Genomic DNA, 18145 nt, shown 5'->3' on the forward strand with positions numbered 1-18145 from the left:
CTTTTGTTTTGTCTGTTGTTTGTCGGTAAGCGCACTCCTGAGGAGGACAAATTCGTCGGGAACGAATTTGCACAGCACGCCGTGCAGCCCGGAGGGTGGCGGGCAGGAGGCCCGGCATACAACGGCCAGGCATCAGACAGACGAAGAAACCTCATGCGCAGGCATGGGGTTTTTTTGTTGTCCGCGGTTCAGGAAAAGCAGCGGGACGCCGCCCGGCACGGGCGCTGCGCGCCGCGTCGAATAAACCTGCAGCTGCAACATAAAAGCCTACTGTAGCCACCTCATCACCATATTTCACTCTATCCCCTCTTCTGCTTTAGCGTTCATTCCGAATACCCGCATGACGAAAATAAATGTGACATAAATCACATATAAAAATATAACAATTATATAACATTTGTTTTACTAATTGATTTGTCTAAGTGACGCGGTACGCCCGACGAGACAGATTGCAGTCTTTGCTGGAGCAGAATAACAATGGTAGAAAGTAGTATTAACGAGCGGGGATCGCTGAAACACGCTGATACCCGCCGTCGCATATGGGCAATTGTTGGAGCATCTTCAGGGAATTTGGTCGAGTGGTTTGATTTTTATGTCTACTCATTCTGCTCTCTCTACTTTGCGCATATCTTTTTCCCTTCAGGAAACACCACTACCCAGTTACTACAAACCGCAGGCGTGTTTGCCGCCGGATTTCTGATGCGGCCAATTGGCGGATGGCTATTTGGCCGTATCGCCGATCGCCGTGGGCGTAAAACCTCGATGCTCATCTCGGTGTGCATGATGTGCATGGGGTCGTTGGTCATTGCCTGTTTGCCGGGCTACGAGACGATCGGCACCTGGGCGCCCGTACTCCTGCTGCTGGCCCGACTTTTCCAGGGCATCTCAGTCGGTGGTGAATACGGAACCAGCGCAACGTATATGAGTGAGGTTGCCGTTGAGGGTAAGAAAGGTTTCTATGCATCCTTCCAGTACGTAACGCTAATCGGCGGGCAGCTGCTGGCGGTGCTGGTCGTGGTGGCGCTGCAGCAAATTCTCAGCGATGAACAGCTGCATGCCTGGGGCTGGCGTATTCCTTTTGCTCTTGGCGCAGCGCTGGCGATAGTCGCCCTATGGCTCCGACGCCAGCTGGATGAAACGTCGCAGCAAGAGACCCGGGCGCTGAAAGAAGCGGGCTCCTTTAAAGGGCTATGGCGTAATCGCCGGGCGTTCATGATGGTGCTGGGCTTTACCGCCGCCGGTTCGCTAAGCTTTTACACCTTTACGACCTATATGCAGAAATACCTGGTCAATACCGCAGGTATGAACGCCAGTACGGCCAGCATGATTATGACCGCCGCTCTGTTTTTCTATATGCTGGCTCAGCCGCTATTTGGTGCGCTATCGGACAGGATTGGCCGCCGCACCTCAATGCTCTGTTTTGGCTCACTCGTGACCCTTTTTACCGTACCGATTTTGAGCGCATTACAAAGCGTGACGTCGCCATATGCCGCCTTCGCACTCGTTATGTGCGCCTTACTGATCGTCAGTTTCTATACCTCGATCAGCGGTATTTTGAAGGCGGAGATGTTCCCGGCACAGGTCCGCGCGCTAGGCGTTGGTTTATCTTATGCGGTCGCCAATGCGCTGTTCGGCGGCTCGGCTGAATATGTCGCATTGCTGTTAAAATCAGTCGGAACAGAACACGCGTTTTACTGGTATGTCACCGTCATGGGAGCGTTAGCTTTCTTCGTCTCCCTGATGCTGCACCGTAAGGGCAAGGGATTACGCCTGTAGATATTACTGATGCGCCAGCTGCCACACCGCGTAACCGGTCGTGGCGCCGGCCACGTCCCAGGCAAAATCTTTCCAGCTCCAGCCGCTCCCCGCCGGGCGGCTATCCCACAGCTCCTTCGAAGCGCCCAGGCTTACCGAAAACATAAAGCCGATGGCGGCGCTGCGATCGCGGCTGTAACCCTGATGCTGAGCGTATTCGTTACCCGCTGCGGAGAGCATGGCTGAGGCGATAAAATGCTGGGCCTTATCCTGGCCATGCCATGAATCATTGGCCATATGGCTACAGCCGGTCAGCAGCAGAGGAGCGATGATGATGACTTTACGCATAACGATCCCATAAAAAAGCCCCGGCGGAAGCGGGGCTGCAATTCAGAGAATACGGCTGATAAGCCGGTCGATACGGATGCGCCTCAAACGGCGAATCAGCTTACGCACTTTTACCGGATAATCGGCGATGCTTTGCAGGTCGCGATAGTGTTTCACCACCGTCGTATGCTGGCGAATCAGGTGCAGCTCTTTTTCACGCATCGCGCCAAGCTGGCGTTGCGGATCGTGAATAAGAATGGCATTTTCCAGATCGAGGCGCCACGCGCGCGGATTAAGATTATTGCCGGTCAGCAGCATCCATTCGTCATCAACCCACATGCCTTTCAGATGATAGCTGTTATCGTCATCTTTCCACAAACGGACAATCAGCTGGTCAGTGTTGACATAGTACTGCAGCCGGCTCAGGAAGCGGCGTAGGTTTATTTCATACAGATAGGGGAGCGCACCGATAATCTTAAACGGCTGATCTTCCGGAATATAGAAGTCGTTCGCCGTCTTATCGCCCACGATAATTTCTACGGTCTTTCCGCTGCGCAATAGCTGGATGATATTACGCACCAGCAGGGCAGGAAGGTTAAAGTACGGCGTGCAGATAGTCAGCTTCCGTTCAGCGCAGGGCATCAGATGGAAGATGGTTTTATTCAGCAGGCTTGATTTCCCGAGGCCGACCAGCGGCGTCACCGACAGCCGATCGTCGTCAGCATCGCCGACATAACGATAGCCGCTGTCCCGCAGTTCCTGGCGGTACTGACGGATATCATTTTTAATTTCCGGGCTTTTTGGACGATCGGGTCTGTCGAGGCGGTTCACGCCGCGGCCTTCGACCAGATTATGCTCAACCCAATCGAACATCACGTCGGCCATTTTGCCGTTGCGAATGCACTGATAGCGGTCGTAGCGATATTTGTCATGCTGATGAAGGTAAACATCATTCAGGCTGGCGCCGCTGTAAAGCACACAGTCATCAACGATGAAACCTTTAAAATGCAGTACGCCGAGCGCTTCGCGGGTATTCACCGGCACGCCGTAAACCGGGATATCAACGCCAGGATTTTCCTGCGCCATGCGGCAGTACCAGTCGGCGTTAGTGTTGGCTGCCGCAGCGCCAATGCGCCCGCGCTGGGCTCGGTGCCAGTCAACCAGGATGCGAACATCTAATTCTGGACGCTGGCGTTTAGCGTCATAGAGTGCCTGCAGAATTCCTTTGCCGCCATCATCTTGCTCCAGATAGAGCGCAATAATGCAAATACGCTGAGTGGCGTGAGCTATCTTTGCCAGTAACGCTTGCCGAAAATCTGCGGGAGCGTAAAAGAACTCGATATCATCAACTGACTGAGAAAGCTTAGGGAGTTGGGCAAGGTGTTGTTGATGTTTATTGCGCTTAAATTTTGACAACATCACAGTGCGTTTCTTCTCTGTTTATTGAAGGGTCTTCTGTACCATGCAGACGACGTAAGCGGGCAATAATAACATTACTACCCGCTAAAGTGGTCAACAATTGCGGCCGCCAGTTTATGATTGTTGCGCTGGAAATTGCAGGGACAAGCTGACAATCCCATCTTCCAGCTGAATATCCACCTTAAAACCAAGCTTTCTGGCAAGACCAATCATGCCCCGGTTATTGGGCATCGTGATCCCGTTCAAACGCTGCAAACCGTGGCTTTGCGTATAGGTAATCAGCTTTTCCAGCAGCCGGCGGCCTAAACCTAAACCCTTCAGGTCAGAGCGGACCAGGACGGCGAATTCTGCATCAATATTATCGGGATCGGAAATCGCGCGCGTGACGCCGAGGATCTCCTCTCCCTCTGCGGTCGCGCGTACGGCAACAAAGGCCATTTCTCGATCGTAGTCGATCTGCGTCATATTGGCTAAATCATCGTGAGTAAATTCATTGATCTCGCTGAAGTAGCGGTAATAGAGATCCTCTTTGGTCACCTGAGCAATAAAGGCCAGCAGCTGCGGTTCATCTTCAGGCAGAATCGGGCGGAACAGGCAGCGTTCGCCATTTTTCAACACCACCCACTCCTCCTGCTGCTGGGGATAGGGGCGTATTGCCAGGCGGCTTTCGCTATCGCCGGTAAACGGGGCAAGGCCTAGCGTCACGTCGAGCGCGGTAAACTCGTTGCCGGACGCCAGCAGAGGATGAATATCCAGACGCTGGATCTCCGGGCAGTCGACGATAAGGTTCGACACCTGAACCAGCAGCTGGCTTAAGCCGGAGATATCCAGCGGGCGCAGGGCGCTACGGCCACGGATCTTTTTGCTTTTGATCGCCTGGATCACCAGATAGCGGGCAAGGTTCATATTCAGCGGCGGCAGGGCGACGGCGGCCTGATCTTCCGCGCGCCATTCGACGCCGCCTTCACCCAGCATAATCAGCGGGCCGAAAACCGGATCCTGTTCAACGACTACCCTCAGCTCCTGCGCTCCGGCGCGATTCGCCATGCTCTGTACCAGCAGGCCATGAATGCGCGCCTGCGGCCAGGTCATTTTTACCCTGTCAAAAATGGCATCCGCCGCCTGCTGTACTTCGGCGGCGGTACGCAAATAGAGCATTACGCCCTGCACTTCCGACTTGTGCGGGATATCCGGTGACCGCAGCTTCAGGGCGACCGGATAGCCAATTTGCTCGGCGATGCGCACCGCCTCGGCGCTGTCGGCGGCAATCCACGTCGGTAGGGTATGGATACCATAGGCGTGTAGCACCGGGCTGACTTCATGGGTATCCAGGGTGGTTGCGCCTTCGGTTATTGCCTGCTGTAGCAGCGTATGGGCTTCCGCAGTATTGGCCGTGACCATATCCGAGAGCACCGGCGTTTCCCGCAGCTGCTTCTGGTTACGCCGATATTCCACCATATGCATAAAAGCGGTAATCGTGCCTTCCGGCGTACGATAGGTTGGCAGCCCCGCATCGCTGAACAGGCGTCGGGCCTCCTGAGAAGAGTATTCGCCGCACCAGTTCGTCAGCACCGTAACGTACTTGCCGCGCGGATGGTTTTTTAAGGCGTCAATCAGCGCCAGCGCGCTTTCGGTTCCCGGCGCGGCCGCGCTCGGCGAGTGAATGACCAGCAGGGCATCGTAATCCTGGCTATCCAGCAGCACGTTCAGCGCCTTGAGATAGTGCTCGCTGCTGGCATCGTCGCGCAGATCCAGCGGGTTAGCGATATCGATGCTACCCGGCAGCGCCTGACGCAGCCTGTCGCCGGTCTCGTCGCTTAGCGACGCAAGCTTGCCATTGCGCAGCCAAAGTTCGTCCAGCGCCAGCGCCGCAGGGGCCGCGCCGTTGCTGATAATCATTAATTTCTCGCCGCGCAGCGGGCGCATATGGCTCAGCGTCTCGACGGCGGAGAAGAGCTCATGGGTATCCTGCACCCGCAGCAGGCCCGCTCGCTGAATCGCGGCGTCCCAGGCCGGGTCCATACCTGAGTTTACGTGCAGCAGCTTTTGCGCCGCCGGGCTGCGTCCGCTTTTAATCACCAGGATCGGCTTATTGCGCGATGCGCTCCGGGCCGCAGAAACAAAGCGGCGGGCATCGCTGAGGTGTTCGAGATAGAGCAGAATGGCGCTGGTTTTGCTATCGCGGGCAAGGAAATCGAGCAGATCGTCAACGTCGATATCCAGGCTGTCGCCCAGCGCAATAAAGTATGAGAAACCCATTTCGCGCTGCTGTGCCCAGTCAAGAATGGTATTCGAAACCGCAGCGGACTGGGAGATAAACGCCAGCTTGCCTCGACGAATCGGGACCGGCGAAAAGCTGGCATTCAGCCCTTGCCAGGGCGCCAGCAGACCGAGGCTGTTTGGGCCCAGTAGCCGCATCTGATAGCGGGCGGCATGCTCAAGCAGCGCGGGGTACTGCTCCGGCGGCGAGGAGAGAATAATGCAGGTTTTGCAGCCTTTTTTCCCCAGCGCCTCAAGCAGCTCAAGATTTCGCCGGGCGTTGGTGCAGAGAACGGCAAGATCGGGAGTAAACGGCAGGCTATCGATAGTCGGCCAGGCCAGCACGCCCTGTACGGCTTTCCACGCCGGAGTGACCGGCAGCACCGGGCCGTTAAAGCCCCCGGCCAGCAGGTTGCGCATCATCAGATAACCGGCACGCTGCGGTTTCATTGATGCGCCAATGACGGCGATCGATTTTGGCCGCAATAGTGCTTCCAGGCCTCGTTGGCTCATACCGGTCTCCTTTGATCCCCAGTGACCGGATGATTTTAAACGTTTTCTGCCTCTTGTGCTGTGATACTGCCCTTATGCTGCGTCTTTCCTGCCAGATAGCGGCTTCTGAACAGGCTAAAGTGATCGCCGAGCGCGAGCGCGGCGTTTGTGTCCCCGGCGAGATCCAGCAGGGCGATGGCCACTTCTGCCGTACAATACTGTCCCTCCGCGTGGGCCTCTCTCAGGCGATAGGCCGAGATACGCGAAAGATCGACGGAAATGACCGGCAGCGCGTCAAGCCAGGGACTCTTACGGAACATTTTCCGCGCCTCGGTCCATGTGCCGTCGAGCATGATAAATAGCGGCGGCTTACCCGCAGGCGGCGAGCTCAGCACCTCGCGTTCCGTTCCGGCATACGACGCCGGGAAAACGACTATTGGCTGGTAATCAGGATCGGCGACCAGATCGAGTAGCGCCTGCGGCGGCTCGGTTCGTGACCACTGAAATGCCTCGGTGTCCGGCAGGATATCCGCGATAAGGCGCCCGGTATTGCTTGGCTTCATCGGTTCAGTATCGAACATCACCAGGCAAAAACGGCTGGCCGCCGCCGCTGGCGCGAGGGTTGCGCACAGGCACTGCTTCAACGGCAGTAAACAGCGCTGGCAGCGGTGGATACGGTTACCGCGAGCAAGAAAAGGTCGGGTCGCGCGCGCGAGACGTTCGGCACGCAGGCGAAGAACGGCGTTATCAATCATGGGGGATCGCTAAGAGAAAACGCCATTGTCGCAGAGGTGAAAACGGGGCACAAGCGCTGCCCCGTCAGGTTTACTGCTGGTTGGCTTCGTTAAGCCAGCTGTCGAACGGCGCTTTTGGTACCGCTCCGTTCAGCATGTCGATGACTTCGCCGTTTTTAAAGATCATAATGGTCGGAATGCTGCGAATGCGAAAACGCGCGCTCAGCTCACGTTCAGCTTCGGTGTTGACCTTCACGAAGCGCATTTGGCCGCTGCGTTCTTCCGCAACGTCTTCAAAGATCGGGGCGAAATTACGGCAGGGTCCACACCACGGGGCCCAGAAATCGACAACAACCGGCAGATCGTCCTTCAGCAGTTTATCCAGCATTGCCCCGGTCGCGTTGATGACGTCGCCGTCAAAAAGATCGTGGCCGCAGCGTCCGCATCTAGCGCCATCGGCGCTACGATCGTCGGGGATGCGGTTCAGAGCCTGACAACTGGCACAAACGGTATTCATAACTAACCTCTGGTTATGGGTTGCAGCACGGCACGTGGCCGATTTGTATCTGTAATGTTACATATTATCGATTAGGTACCGCTAAACAACAATGCGTTTTGTTCGATGAATACGATAGACCCTATCTTTTAAACGAAATAATGGCGAAGCGGTGATACATCGGGTAATCTGCGCGCTTCGCGCAGCGCAGGTGGAGAAAATTGATGAGCGACGAACTGAAAAATAAAAGCGGCAAGGTCAAAGTGATGTATGTCCGCAGTGATGATGATTCTGACAGACGCACCCATAACCCGCGTACCGGGAAAGGGGGAGGGCGCCCAGGAAAATCTCGTGTTGACGGCCGTAGCCGCCCTGCCCGCGATGAAAGAAACAGCCGCGGCGACGACCGCAAACGTGACGATCGTAAACGCGATGATTTCGATCGTGAAGGGGGTTCCCCGTGGCGTACAGTTTCACGTGCTCCGAATGATGAAACGGCAGCAAAACCGGATCACGGCGGGATCAGCGGTAAAAGCTTTATCGATCCGGAAGTACTGCGTCGTCAGCGTGCGGAAGAGACCCGCGTGTACGGCGAAAATGCCTGCCAGGCACTTTTCCAGAGCCGCCCGGACGCTATCGTTCGCGCCTGGTTCGTGCAAAGCGTCACCCCGCGTTTTAAAGAAGCCCTGCGCTGGATGGCGGCCAACCGTAAAGCCTATCACGTGGTTGACGAAGCCGAGCTGGCGAAAGCGTCCGGCACTGAGCACCACGGCGGAGTTTGCTTCCTGATTAAGAAACGTAACGGGACTTCCGTTGCGCAGTGGGTCGCTAAGGCCGATGCTGAAGACTGCGTACTGGCGCTTGAAGACGTCGGCAACCCGCACAATCTTGGCGCAATCATGCGTAGCTGCGCTCACTTCGGCGTGAAGGGCGTGGTGGTTCAGGATGCCGGCATGCTGGAGTCCGGTGCGGCCATCCGTACCGCAGAGGGCGGCGCCGAGCACGTAGAGCCGATTACCGGCGATAGCTTCCTCGACACTCTGGAGCAGTTCCGCGCGGCTGGCTACGCGATTGTTTCTACCTCCAGCCACAACGGGACGCCGCTCTACAAAGCCGAGTTGCCGAAGAAAATGGTCCTGGCGTTAGGACAGGAGCGTGATGGCTTGTCTGATGCGACGATCTCCAGCGCGGATCTGAACGTGGCTATCGAAGGCACTGGCAACGTGGAAAGCCTGAACGTCTCCGTCGCGACCGGCGTTCTGCTGGCCGAATGGTGGCGCCAGAACAAGGCCTGATGCCTGACCTGCCTGAAAAAATGCCAGCGTAATGCTGGCATTTTTGTATTTGCGCATAGCGTAACGGGCGAGTAACCCGATTACTTCCCGGCGGCCGGTAAGGTCGGCATCCAGTCGATCGGCGCTTCGCCGCGTTCGGCCAGCCACTGGTTGGCCTGGACAAAATGGTTGCTGCCGAAAAAACCGCGATGGGCGGAGAGCGGAGACGGATGCGGCGCCTTCAGCACGCAGTGGCGCTGGCGGTCGATGATGGCACCTTTCTTCTGCGCGTGCGCGCCCCACAGTAAAAACACAACTCCTTCCCGATGCTCGTTGATCAGCGCAATAACCTTATCGGTAAAGGTTTCCCAGCCAAGGCTGGCATGAGAATGCGCCTGCCCCGCGCGCACCGTTAATACCGTGTTGAGCAGCAGCACGCCCTGACGCGCCCAGCTTTCGAGATAACCATGCTCCGGACGGCTGAATCCAGGAATGGTCCCCTCCAGCTCTTTATACATATTTAACAGAGACGGCGGAGTCTGGATACCCGGCAGTACGGAAAAGGCCAGGCCGTGCGCCTGCCCTGGCCCGTGATAGGGGTCCTGCCCGAGGATAACCACTTTTACATCCCCAATTTCGGTGTAGCGGAAGGCGTTGAAAATATCTTTTTGCGGTGGATAAATCGTGATGCCCGACTGGCGCTCTTCGGCGACGGTTTTCAGGGTATTCACAAAATAGGGCTGTAGCTTCTCTTCCGCCAGCACGTCGTGCCAGGTCAGTGGGGTGGTCATCTTGCTCTCCTGCAAAGTGGTATCGCTATAGCTTAACTGCTTCTTTCTGCATAACAAAATCGGCGCCGCTTTGCTGACGTTTTTTCTGCAAAAATAGTTGAAAATTTACAAAATTATTTGGCATCCGTTATGGCGTAACTTGATGTAAAACAATAATATCCCTTCATACCCACTTTTAATTAGTGGTTTTTGTTGATTTAAGTCAATGAATGCCGGGTGTTCGGCTGATATATATACACTCATACAACAATGGTTTTACCAATTGGCCATGAACGGGCCAACAGAACGAATAAATATTGCCTAAGGGAGGCATCACATGATTACAGGTATCCAAATTACTAAAGCTGCAAACGACGACCTGCTGAACTCTTTCTGGCTGCTGGATAGCGAAAAAGGTGAAGCGCGTTGCCTGTGTGCAAAAGGTGGTTTTGCTGAAGATGACGTGGTTGCGGTGAATAAGCTCGGCGAAATCGAATACCGTGAGATCCCGCTCGACGTTAAACCGGAAGTCCGCGTTGAAGGCGGCCAGCACCTGAACGTTAACGTCCTGCGTCGTGAAACGCTGATGGATGCGGTTGAACATCCGGAGAAATACCCGCAGCTGACCATCCGCGTATCGGGCTATGCGGTACGTTTTAACTCTCTGACGCCAGAGCAGCAGCGCGACGTCATCGCGCGTACTTTCACTGAAAGTCTGTAAGCGTTAGCAAAAACCCCCGGTTCAATCGAGCCGGGGGTTTTTTATTATGTCGGGCTACGGTTCCCGTCTCACCAGCAGCGTGGTGAGCGTGAACGACAATATTATGGCGATAGCCACGCCTGACAGCGCAAAGATAAAGTAGGGGCCGATGTAAGCCGGCAGGCTAAAAATGCTTGATAAAATATAGCCATACAGCCGCACGCCGAAGAAAGCGATAAAGGCCGAGGCCAGCGAACTGGCAATGGTTGCCGCGACGAACGCTTTTTTATAGCGCGTTAAGACGCCAAACAGGGCGGGCTCGGTGATCCCAAGCAGCGCTGAAATTGCCGCGGACAGCGTCACCGTACGCTCCTGCCGGTTTTTGCTTACGCGCCAGATAGCAAAGGTCGCGCCCGCTATCGACATATTTGCCATAAACATCATTGGCATCAGCATGTCGTAACCGCGATCGCTGAAGTTTTGCAGGGCAATGGGCGTCATGGCATGATGCATGCCCGTCAGGATCGCGACCGGGCGGATGGCGCCCACAACCAGCCCGGCAAAGCCCGCGGATATCCCGAACAGGCCTTCAATAAACCACGCCAGCGCTTTGCCAAGCCAAATGCCAACCGGACCAATAACCACCAGCGCCGCCAGCGCGCCGAGAAACAGCGCCAGCGTCGGCGTGAAAACGGTTTTCAGCACCTCGGGCATAATGCGATCGACCCAGGCGTAGATATATTTCAGCGCCAGCACGGAGAAAATAACCGGGATCACGCTGGATGCGTAGTTGAACACGGGGATGGGAACGGCGTTAAGCAGCCACAGCGCGGAAGCCGCCCCCTCGTGATGGGCCGCCAGCGCCTTCGCGGCGTCAATCAGGGTTGGATACATCAGGCAGGCGGCAACGGCGACGGCCAGATACTCGTTGGTCTTAAAGATCTTTGCCGCCGAGACGGCAAGGAAAAAGGGCAGGAAATAGAATACGCCGCTGGCGATAAGGTCGATGATCATTACGCTGTCGCTATTTTGCGGTACCGCTTTCAACGCGATCAGTCCGGCCAGCAGGCCCTTTATCATCCCGGCGCCGGCAATGGCCGGCACGATTGGGCCAAAAACGCCCGAGACGGTATCCATAAACAGCGACACCAGCCCCTTACGCTGGCGGGGCTTTTCGGCAGCCTTTTCGCCGACGGTACCTAATGCCGCGAGCAGGCGTTCATACCAGCTATTAACCTTCGGCCCGATGATAATTTGAAACTGATCGCTCTGCAGCTGCGCGCCGAGCACGCCGGGCAGTTTCTTAATCTCTTCTTTTTCTACTTTGTTATCATCAATTAAATCAAAGCGTAATCGGGTCATACAGTGCCAGACGTTATTAATATTTTCTTTTCCGCCAATCAGCAAAATAATTCTGCTGATTGCATCTTGCGTCTCCATACCGGCTCCTGAAGCAATGTGTTGTGCTGTTTACGTCGTGAAATGGTAAATAAGCCGATTTATAAAAACAAACCAATAAAATATGAGTTTAGTCACAAATAACCGCTGTTATAGGATGTATTGGCAGTATTTATCTAAATTGGTCCGGTTTTTAATGAAATTAAATCTGTTTTACGAACCAAAATTTTATTAAATAAAAAGGTTTACCTTGCGTAATAAATAGGGTGAAGATAATTGGCATCACCTTTTATTTTTGCCGCAGGGAGCCTTGCCGTGAACGCTACGCTAATTACTGATATTGAGTGTTTTATCACCCGTCCCGATCGTCATAACCTGGTCACGGTACGCGTGACCACCGACAAAGGTACCGTCGGCCACGGCTGCGCGACTTTCCAGCAGCGTCCGCTGGCGGTCAAAACGATGGTTAATGAATACCTTAAGCCGCTGCTGCTTGGCCGTGATGCGAACAATATCGAAGACCTCTGGCAGATGATGAACGTCAACGCCTACTGGCGAAACGGGCCGGTAATGAATAACGCCATTGCCGGCGTTGATATGGCGCTTTGGGATATCAAAGCCCAGCTGGCGGGAATGCCGCTGTACCAGCTTTTTGGCGGCAAATCGCGTGATGCTATCCCGGCTTACGCCCACGCTAGCGGTGAGACGCCCGAGGCGCTGTTTATATCCGTTGAGCGTCTGCTGGAGGAGGGCTATCGCCACATCCGCTGCCAGCTGGGCTTTTACGGCGGCACTGCGCAGGCGATGCATACGCCGGAGAACCCGACGCCGGGCGCCTATTACGACCAGGATGAGTACATCAGGAATACGGTGGAGATGTTCCGGCTGCTGAGAGCGCGCTACGGACACCGTTTTCATATCCTCCATGACGTCCACGAACGGCTCTTCCCGCAGCAGGCGCTGCAGCTGGCGAAGCAGCTCGAGCCCTATCAGCCGTGGTTTATTGAGGATATTTTAGCGCCGCAGCAGAGCGCATGGCTGGCGCAGATCCGCCAGCAAAGCGCAATTCCGCTCGCGATGGGGGAGCTGTTTAATAATCCGGCTGAATGGCATGACCTGATTGTTAACCGGCAGATTGATTTTATCCGCTGCCATATTTCCCAGATTGGCGGGATTACGCCGGCCCTGAAGCTGGCGGTGCTGTGTCAGGCATTCGGCGTGCGCGTGGCGTGGCACGGGCCCGGCGATATGACGCCAATTGGGGTTGCGGTCAATACCCACCTGAATATCTACCTCAATAATGCCGCAATCCAGGAGTTTATACCGCGTTCTGCCGCTACTGATGCGGTATTCCCCGGAGCGCCCGGCGTCAATAACGGGTTTATCTATCCACCAACGGCGGCAGGGATTGGCGTCGGCTTTAACCAACAGCTGGCGCAGACGTATCCTGTTGTCTATCGTCCGCACGAATGGACGCAGAGCCGCCTGCCTGACGGCACGATCCATACGCCATAATTAGTCCGAGGGCGCCTGGCGGAAGGTTAAGCTGTCGCGATTATGCGGAATAACGTAGGTGCAGGAGTAGTTGATATCGATGATATCGCTGATTTCATACACCTGCCCGCCGTCGAGAATTCCTCGATTGTTAATATGCATGGCCGGAATGCCTTTTTTGCAGCCCAGCAGGGCGGCCTGTTCCCGGCTGACGCTCACCGCCTGATAGGTGGTGAGCAAATGTGAAATTTGATAGCCCTTGGAAAGTACGTACTGCTGCAGCGAGCGTTCGATAACCTCCCGGCTAAGATCGGCAAAGGCGGCGGCCGGCATCCGCGAAATCTCAATCTGCACCGCTACGTCATCAACGAAGCGCAGGCGGCAAAATTGCCAGATAAACTCCTCATCCGTTATGCCGAAAATCTGCTGCTCCGCGCGGTCGGGGCGCTTTTTATGCAGGCTGATTGTCCGATAGCGCATCCGATCGAAACGCTTTTCGGTGATGGAGTTATACACCAGCGGGTTGTTGCTCATTCGCTCGTTTATCCAAATCCCTGAGCCCTGCACGATACGTATGACGCCGATGTCAGAGAGTTTTTCCAGCGCCTGGCGAATGGTAAACCGTGAGACGCCATACTCCTCCGCCAGCCGGCGTTCAGGCGGGAGCTTGCGGGGGCCGGGGTCATTGTGCTGGTAGATTTTGCTGAGCAGATCCTGGGTGACGAAATCTTTTTTTTTCATGATGATGAATTCCTGACTCGCCGGCACAAGGGGGAACGCCCGATATCACTCCCCGCGGCGTTGTCGCCAGCGGACGTAAATGCAAAAACGCCGGGATATCCCGGCGTCCTTGTACTCTTAGCTCGACTGCTGCGGCGTATCGCTGCCGCTCGGCTTACGACGCTTGCCGATATTTTTAGCATCGCGGTGACGTTTCTTCACGCGCGGCTTTTCTTTATCTTCTTTTTTCTTCTCTGCGCGTTTAGCCAGCACTTTCTTTGAAGGTTTACCGGTCTGCTTCTCGCTCGGTGCGCGGGTTGACGGGCGCAGTTCGTCGATAACACGTGCCTTCAGCGGCTCGTCAATGTAGCGACCGATTTTACCCAGCAGCAGGTGGTCATGGGCTTCAACCAGTGAAATAGCAACGCCTTTCTTCCCGGCACGACCGGTTCGACCGATACGGTGCAGGTAGGTATCCGCGGTGCGCGGCATATCGAAGTTGAAGACGTGGCTAACGTCCGGAATATCGATCCCGCGCGCGGCGACATCGGTGGCAATCAGCACGTTCATGCGGCCATCGGTCATGCGCTTAATCGCTTCGTTACGCTTGGCCTGAACCATTTCGCCTTCCAGCCAGCAGGTGTTGATACCGGCTTCGCGCAGCCAGGATGCCAGCTCATGAACGCGCTCGCGCTTACGCACAAAGACGATAGAACGGGTGGCGTCCGGCTGTTTCAGCAGGTTTATCAGCAGCGCGGTTTTATGCTTAACGTCATCGGCGCGGTAGTACCACTGATGGATTTTCTTCCGCTCGCGGGTAGAAGGAGAGGCGGACACTTCCACCGGCTCTTCCAGCAGACGCTCGGCAAAATCTTTGATGGCATCGCCTTCGAGGGTCGCGGAGAACAGCATTGTCTGCTTGCGCCAGCGGGTTTCACCGGCAATATGTTCGATATCCTGAGCGAAGCCCAAATCCAGCATCCGGTCCGCTTCATCGAGGATCAGCGTTTCTACGGCGCGGCAGTCGAAGTTTTCTTCTTTAATATACTGCAGCAGACGCCCGGTGGTGGCGACCACGATATCCTGGTTTTCGCTGAACACTTCAGCGTGGTTCATGTACGCGACGCCGCCGGTGATGGTGGCGATATCGAGATGCGTGTGCGCTGCCAGTTCGCGGGCATGGTCAGCAACCTGCATCGCCAGCTCGCGGGTCGGCGTCAGGATCAGAATACGCGGAGGCCCTGACTTCTTGCGCGGGAAATCAAGCAGGTGCTGCAACGCTGGCAGCAGATACGCCGCTGTTTTACCGGTGCCGGTCGGGGCTGAACCGAGAATGTCACGGCCATCGAGCGCAGGCGGAATAGCGGCGGCCTGAATGGCTGTCGGGCGTGTGAAACCTTTTTCCTGGAGGGCTTCCAGCAGGTTTTCGTCGAGTTCAAGTTCGGAAAAAGTCGTTACAGTCATTATCTACCTCTGAGTGGACCGACGATTATAGACGTTACGGGCATAATGTTCATCTGTTTGTAAGGCTATCTGTTCTCCGGTATTGTGCATAGCCTTAAGCTCAGGAGTTTTCGCCCGCAAGGTTGTCAGGATGTCTCAGTCGAAGTTTGCGCTGCCGCGCAATGGTTTTACGTTTAAACAATTCTTTGTCGCTCACGACCGTTGCGCAATGAAAGTTGGCACCGACGGCATTTTGCTCGGCGCGTGGGCGCCGATTGCTCAGGTTAAACACGTGCTGGATATCGGTACCGGCAGCGGCCTGCTGGCCCTGATGCTGGCTCAGCGTACCGGGGAGCTGGTGGCGTTGGATGCGGTTGAGCTGGATGAAGATGCGGCAGATCAGGCGAGGGAAAACGCCGCGGCTTCTCCCTGGTCCGCCCGCATCCAGGTGCATCAAGCCGATATTCAGCAGTGGCAGCCGCCGCAAACCCGACGCTATGAGCTGATTGTCAGTAATCCGCCTTTTTTTGCTGAAGGCGTGCCCTGCGCAACATCGCAGCGCGAACAGGCGCGATATACGACCACGCTCGATCACGTGACGCTATTAAGCTGTGCCGCAGAGTGTATCACAGAAGAGGGCTTTTTCTGCGTGGTGCTGCCGGTGGATATTGGCGATACCTTTGCCCGGCGCGCGCAAACGATGGGTTGGCATCTGCGTTTACGCACCGACGTGGCGGAAACGGAAATGCGCGCGCCGCATCGGGTGCTCCTTGCCTTCTCGCCGACGGCAGGGGAGTGCTTCAGTGACAGGCTGATTATCCGTGGGCCAGAGCAGCAATACTCCGAGGGGTTTACCGCGCTGACCCAGGACTTTTATCTCTTTATGTGAGTTTCCGGCACGAGAACCGACGGCCCGCTGTCCGGCAGCAGATCCGGGTAGTCCAGCGTATAGTGCAGGCCGCGGCTCTCTTTGCGCAGCATCGCGCAGCGTACAATCAGCTCGGCAACCTGTACCAGGTTACGCAACTCCAGCAGGTTGTTGGAGACGCGGAAGCGGGCATAGTATTCGTCGAGCTCCTGCTGCAGCATGGTAATGCGCCGCAGGGCGCGCTCCAGGCGACGGGTCGTGCGCACAATCCCGACGTAGTCCCACATCAGCAGGCGCAGCTCGTGCCAGTTGTGCTGGATAACGACCAGCTCATCGGGGATTTCAACCTGGCTCTCGTCCCAGGCCGGCAGATCGGTAACCGCCCGGGCCTGAGGCATGATGCGCAGGATATCTTCGGCGGCCGACCAGCCGTAGACCAGACATTCGAGCAGCGAGTTGGATGCCATGCGGTTGGCGCCGTGAAGCCCGGTGTAGCTGACTTCGCCGATAGCATACAGCCCCTCGACATCGGTCCGACCGTTATCGTCGACCATCACTCCGCCGCAGGTGTAATGCGCCGCCGGTACGATAGGGACCGGTTCTTTCGTCAGGTCGATACCGAGACCGAGTAATTTCTCGTAGATCATCGGGAAGTGCTGACGGATAAAGGCTTCCGGCTTATGGCTGATATCAAGATACATGCAGTCAACGCCGAGACGCTTCATTTCATGGTCAATGGCGCGGGCGACAATGTCGCGCGGAGCCAGCTCGCCGCGGGCGTCAAAATCGGGCATAAAGCGTGAACCGTCCGGACGCTTCAGATGGGCGCCTTCACCGCGCAGCGCTTCGGTCAGCAGGAAATTGCGCGCCTGCGGATGGTACAACGCGGTAGGGTGGAACTGATTGAACTCAAGGTTGGCGACGCGACAGCCCGCCCGCCAGGCCATAGCAATGCCGTCGCCGGATGAAACGTCCGGGTTAGTGGTGTATTGATACACCTTGGCCGCGCCGCCGGTTGCCAGAACAACGGCTCTCGCCCCCCAGGTCTCGACCTTTTCTTTATTACGGTTCCAGATCCACGCGCCGACGACCCGACGAGCGCCGGGCAGGCCAATCTTGTCTGAAATAATCAGATCGACGGCATTGCTGCGTTCGAGCACGCGGATATTGGGGTGTGAAAGCGCCTGGCTGACCAGGGTGGTTTCCACCGCTTTACCGGTGGCATCGGCGGCATGGAGAATGCGGCGATGGCTGTGGCCGCCTTCACGCGTCAGGTGATAGCTCTCCTCGCCGTTGGCCTGGACCTGGGTATCGAACAGCACTCCCTGATCGATAAGCCACTGCACGCAGGGTTTGGCGTTACTCGCCACGAAGGAAACGGCGTGACGATCGCAAAGGCCCGCTCCGGCGATCAGCGTATCCTCCACGTGAGATTCGATGCTGTCCGTTTCATCAAAGACGGCGGCAATACCGCCCTGCGCATAGAGGGTGGAGCCTTCGCTGATCGGGCCTTTGCTCAGTACGGTGACCGAACTGTGCTCCGCTAAACGCAAGGCAAGCGACAAACCGGCAGCGCCGCTGCCAATAATCAATACATCACAGGAGAACTCAGGAGTTGTATTCATGGCCTTTGTTTAATTTACTAAACACGATTGAGCCACAATAGCACCAGGTCGTGATGAATCGTACATTTTTTTTACCGTTAGTTGTGGCAACTAAACATTCGGCGCTAAACCGGCGGGAGCAAAACGAAAGAAAATATTTGCGAAGCAGATCGTTAGCTTCAGATTTTATAGTGAAATATAAACCGTGTTACGTTACCCTTCTCGCGGACCTTACGCTTTTTCCTCATCATCTTATCTGCGGCTGAGTAACGGGACATATAATGAGAGATAACAAATCGTCCGCCGTTGCCAGACAAAAATCAAAGGCGTAACGGAACTTTATTGTTTTCAGGTACTCCAACGATTGCTTGCTCATAATGCAGTGATTGGGT

Annotated in this window: 16 protein-coding genes; 6 read left to right on the forward strand and 10 right to left on the reverse strand. The window is 55.7% G+C overall.

Annotation, left to right across the window (positions count from 1 at the left end; genetic code table 11):
- On the forward strand, positions 1-276 hold a 276-nt coding region (locus QFI97_RS07775; protein ID WP_346430868.1), incomplete at its 5' end, for a hypothetical protein.
- A 201-nt stretch (positions 277-477) separates the two neighbouring features.
- Positions 478-1776, forward strand: coding sequence for an MFS transporter (locus QFI97_RS07780; protein WP_346430869.1), 1299 nt, complete (start codon positions 478-480; stop codon positions 1774-1776).
- 3 nt (positions 1777-1779) lie between these two features.
- Here the strand turns inward: QFI97_RS07780 and QFI97_RS07785 are convergent, their stop codons facing one another.
- The 5 genes from QFI97_RS07785 to trxC all read right to left on the reverse strand — a co-directional run bounded on the left by QFI97_RS07785 (position 1780) and on the right by trxC (position 7503).
- Entirely contained in the window at positions 1780-2103 is a 324-nt protein-coding gene (locus tag QFI97_RS07785) for a YfiM family lipoprotein (protein WP_095100144.1), read from the reverse strand.
- A gap of 42 nt (positions 2104-2145) precedes the next feature.
- Positions 2146-3501, reverse strand: coding sequence for a CDP-diacylglycerol--serine O-phosphatidyltransferase (gene pssA / locus QFI97_RS07790; RefSeq protein ID WP_346432074.1), 1356 nt, complete (start codon positions 3499-3501; stop codon positions 2146-2148).
- Positions 3502-3615: 114 nt separating this feature from the next.
- A complete protein-coding gene (locus tag QFI97_RS07795; RefSeq protein WP_346430870.1) occupies positions 3616-6273 on the reverse strand; it encodes a bifunctional acetate--CoA ligase family protein/GNAT family N-acetyltransferase in 2658 nt (885 codons plus the stop codon).
- A gap of 35 nt (positions 6274-6308) precedes the next feature.
- Positions 6309-7007 (reverse strand): tRNA-uridine aminocarboxypropyltransferase, encoded by a 699-nt coding sequence (gene tapT / locus QFI97_RS07800; protein WP_095100153.1) that lies wholly within the window; start codon positions 7005-7007, stop codon positions 6309-6311.
- Positions 7008-7077: 70 nt separating this feature from the next.
- The gene (gene trxC, locus QFI97_RS07805) at positions 7078-7503 is read right to left on the reverse strand and encodes a thioredoxin TrxC (RefSeq protein WP_346430871.1); all 426 of its coding nucleotides are present in this window, start codon (positions 7501-7503) and stop codon (positions 7078-7080) included.
- A gap of 203 nt (positions 7504-7706) precedes the next feature.
- On the opposite strand from trxC, the gene QFI97_RS07810 reads away from it, so the two are divergent.
- Entirely contained in the window at positions 7707-8777 is a 1071-nt protein-coding gene (locus tag QFI97_RS07810; RefSeq protein WP_346430872.1) for a tRNA/rRNA methyltransferase, read from the forward strand.
- Positions 8778-8857: 80 nt separating this feature from the next.
- Here QFI97_RS07810 and ung read toward each other — a convergent pair whose 3' ends face one another.
- The gene (ung, locus tag QFI97_RS07815; RefSeq protein ID WP_095100162.1) at positions 8858-9547 is read right to left on the reverse strand and encodes a uracil-DNA glycosylase; all 690 of its coding nucleotides are present in this window, start codon (positions 9545-9547) and stop codon (positions 8858-8860) included.
- A gap of 316 nt (positions 9548-9863) precedes the next feature.
- On the opposite strand from ung, the gene grcA reads away from it, so the two are divergent.
- Entirely contained in the window at positions 9864-10247 is a 384-nt protein-coding gene (gene grcA / locus QFI97_RS07820; protein WP_076947771.1) for an autonomous glycyl radical cofactor GrcA, read from the forward strand.
- Between the two features lie 54 nt (positions 10248-10301).
- Here grcA and QFI97_RS07825 read toward each other — a convergent pair whose 3' ends face one another.
- Positions 10302-11666: a PTS transporter subunit EIIC gene (locus QFI97_RS07825; RefSeq protein WP_346430873.1), complete on the reverse strand. Its 1365-nt coding sequence runs from the start codon at positions 11664-11666 to the stop codon at positions 10302-10304.
- Between the two features lie 273 nt (positions 11667-11939).
- Here QFI97_RS07825 and QFI97_RS07830 point away from each other — a divergent pair, with 273 nt between their 5' ends.
- Positions 11940-13139, forward strand: a complete 1200-nt coding sequence (locus QFI97_RS07830; RefSeq protein WP_346430874.1) for an enolase C-terminal domain-like protein — start codon at positions 11940-11942, stop codon at positions 13137-13139.
- Here QFI97_RS07830 and QFI97_RS07835 read toward each other — a convergent pair whose 3' ends face one another.
- Positions 13140-13859: a GntR family transcriptional regulator gene (locus tag QFI97_RS07835; protein WP_095100171.1), complete on the reverse strand. Its 720-nt coding sequence runs from the start codon at positions 13857-13859 to the stop codon at positions 13140-13142.
- Between the two features lie 117 nt (positions 13860-13976).
- Complete coding sequence (gene srmB / locus QFI97_RS07840; RefSeq protein ID WP_346430875.1) at positions 13977-15302, reverse strand: ATP-dependent RNA helicase SrmB; 1326 nt, start codon at positions 15300-15302, stop codon at positions 13977-13979.
- Positions 15303-15432: 130 nt separating this feature from the next.
- On the opposite strand from srmB, the gene trmN reads away from it, so the two are divergent.
- On the forward strand, positions 15433-16170 hold the full coding sequence (trmN, locus tag QFI97_RS07845) for a tRNA(1)(Val) (adenine(37)-N(6))-methyltransferase TrmN (protein WP_346430876.1): 738 nt from the start codon (positions 15433-15435) through the stop codon (positions 16168-16170).
- Here the strand turns inward: trmN and nadB are convergent.
- Positions 16155-17774: an L-aspartate oxidase gene (nadB, locus tag QFI97_RS07850; protein WP_346430877.1), complete on the reverse strand. Its 1620-nt coding sequence runs from the start codon at positions 17772-17774 to the stop codon at positions 16155-16157. The genes trmN and nadB overlap by 16 nt on opposite strands.
- Between the last annotated feature and the right edge of the window lie 371 nt (positions 17775-18145).

This window comes from Klebsiella scottii (assembly GCF_036561945.1).
GTDB classification, from domain to species: domain Bacteria; phylum Pseudomonadota; class Gammaproteobacteria; order Enterobacterales; family Enterobacteriaceae; genus Klebsiella; species Klebsiella scottii.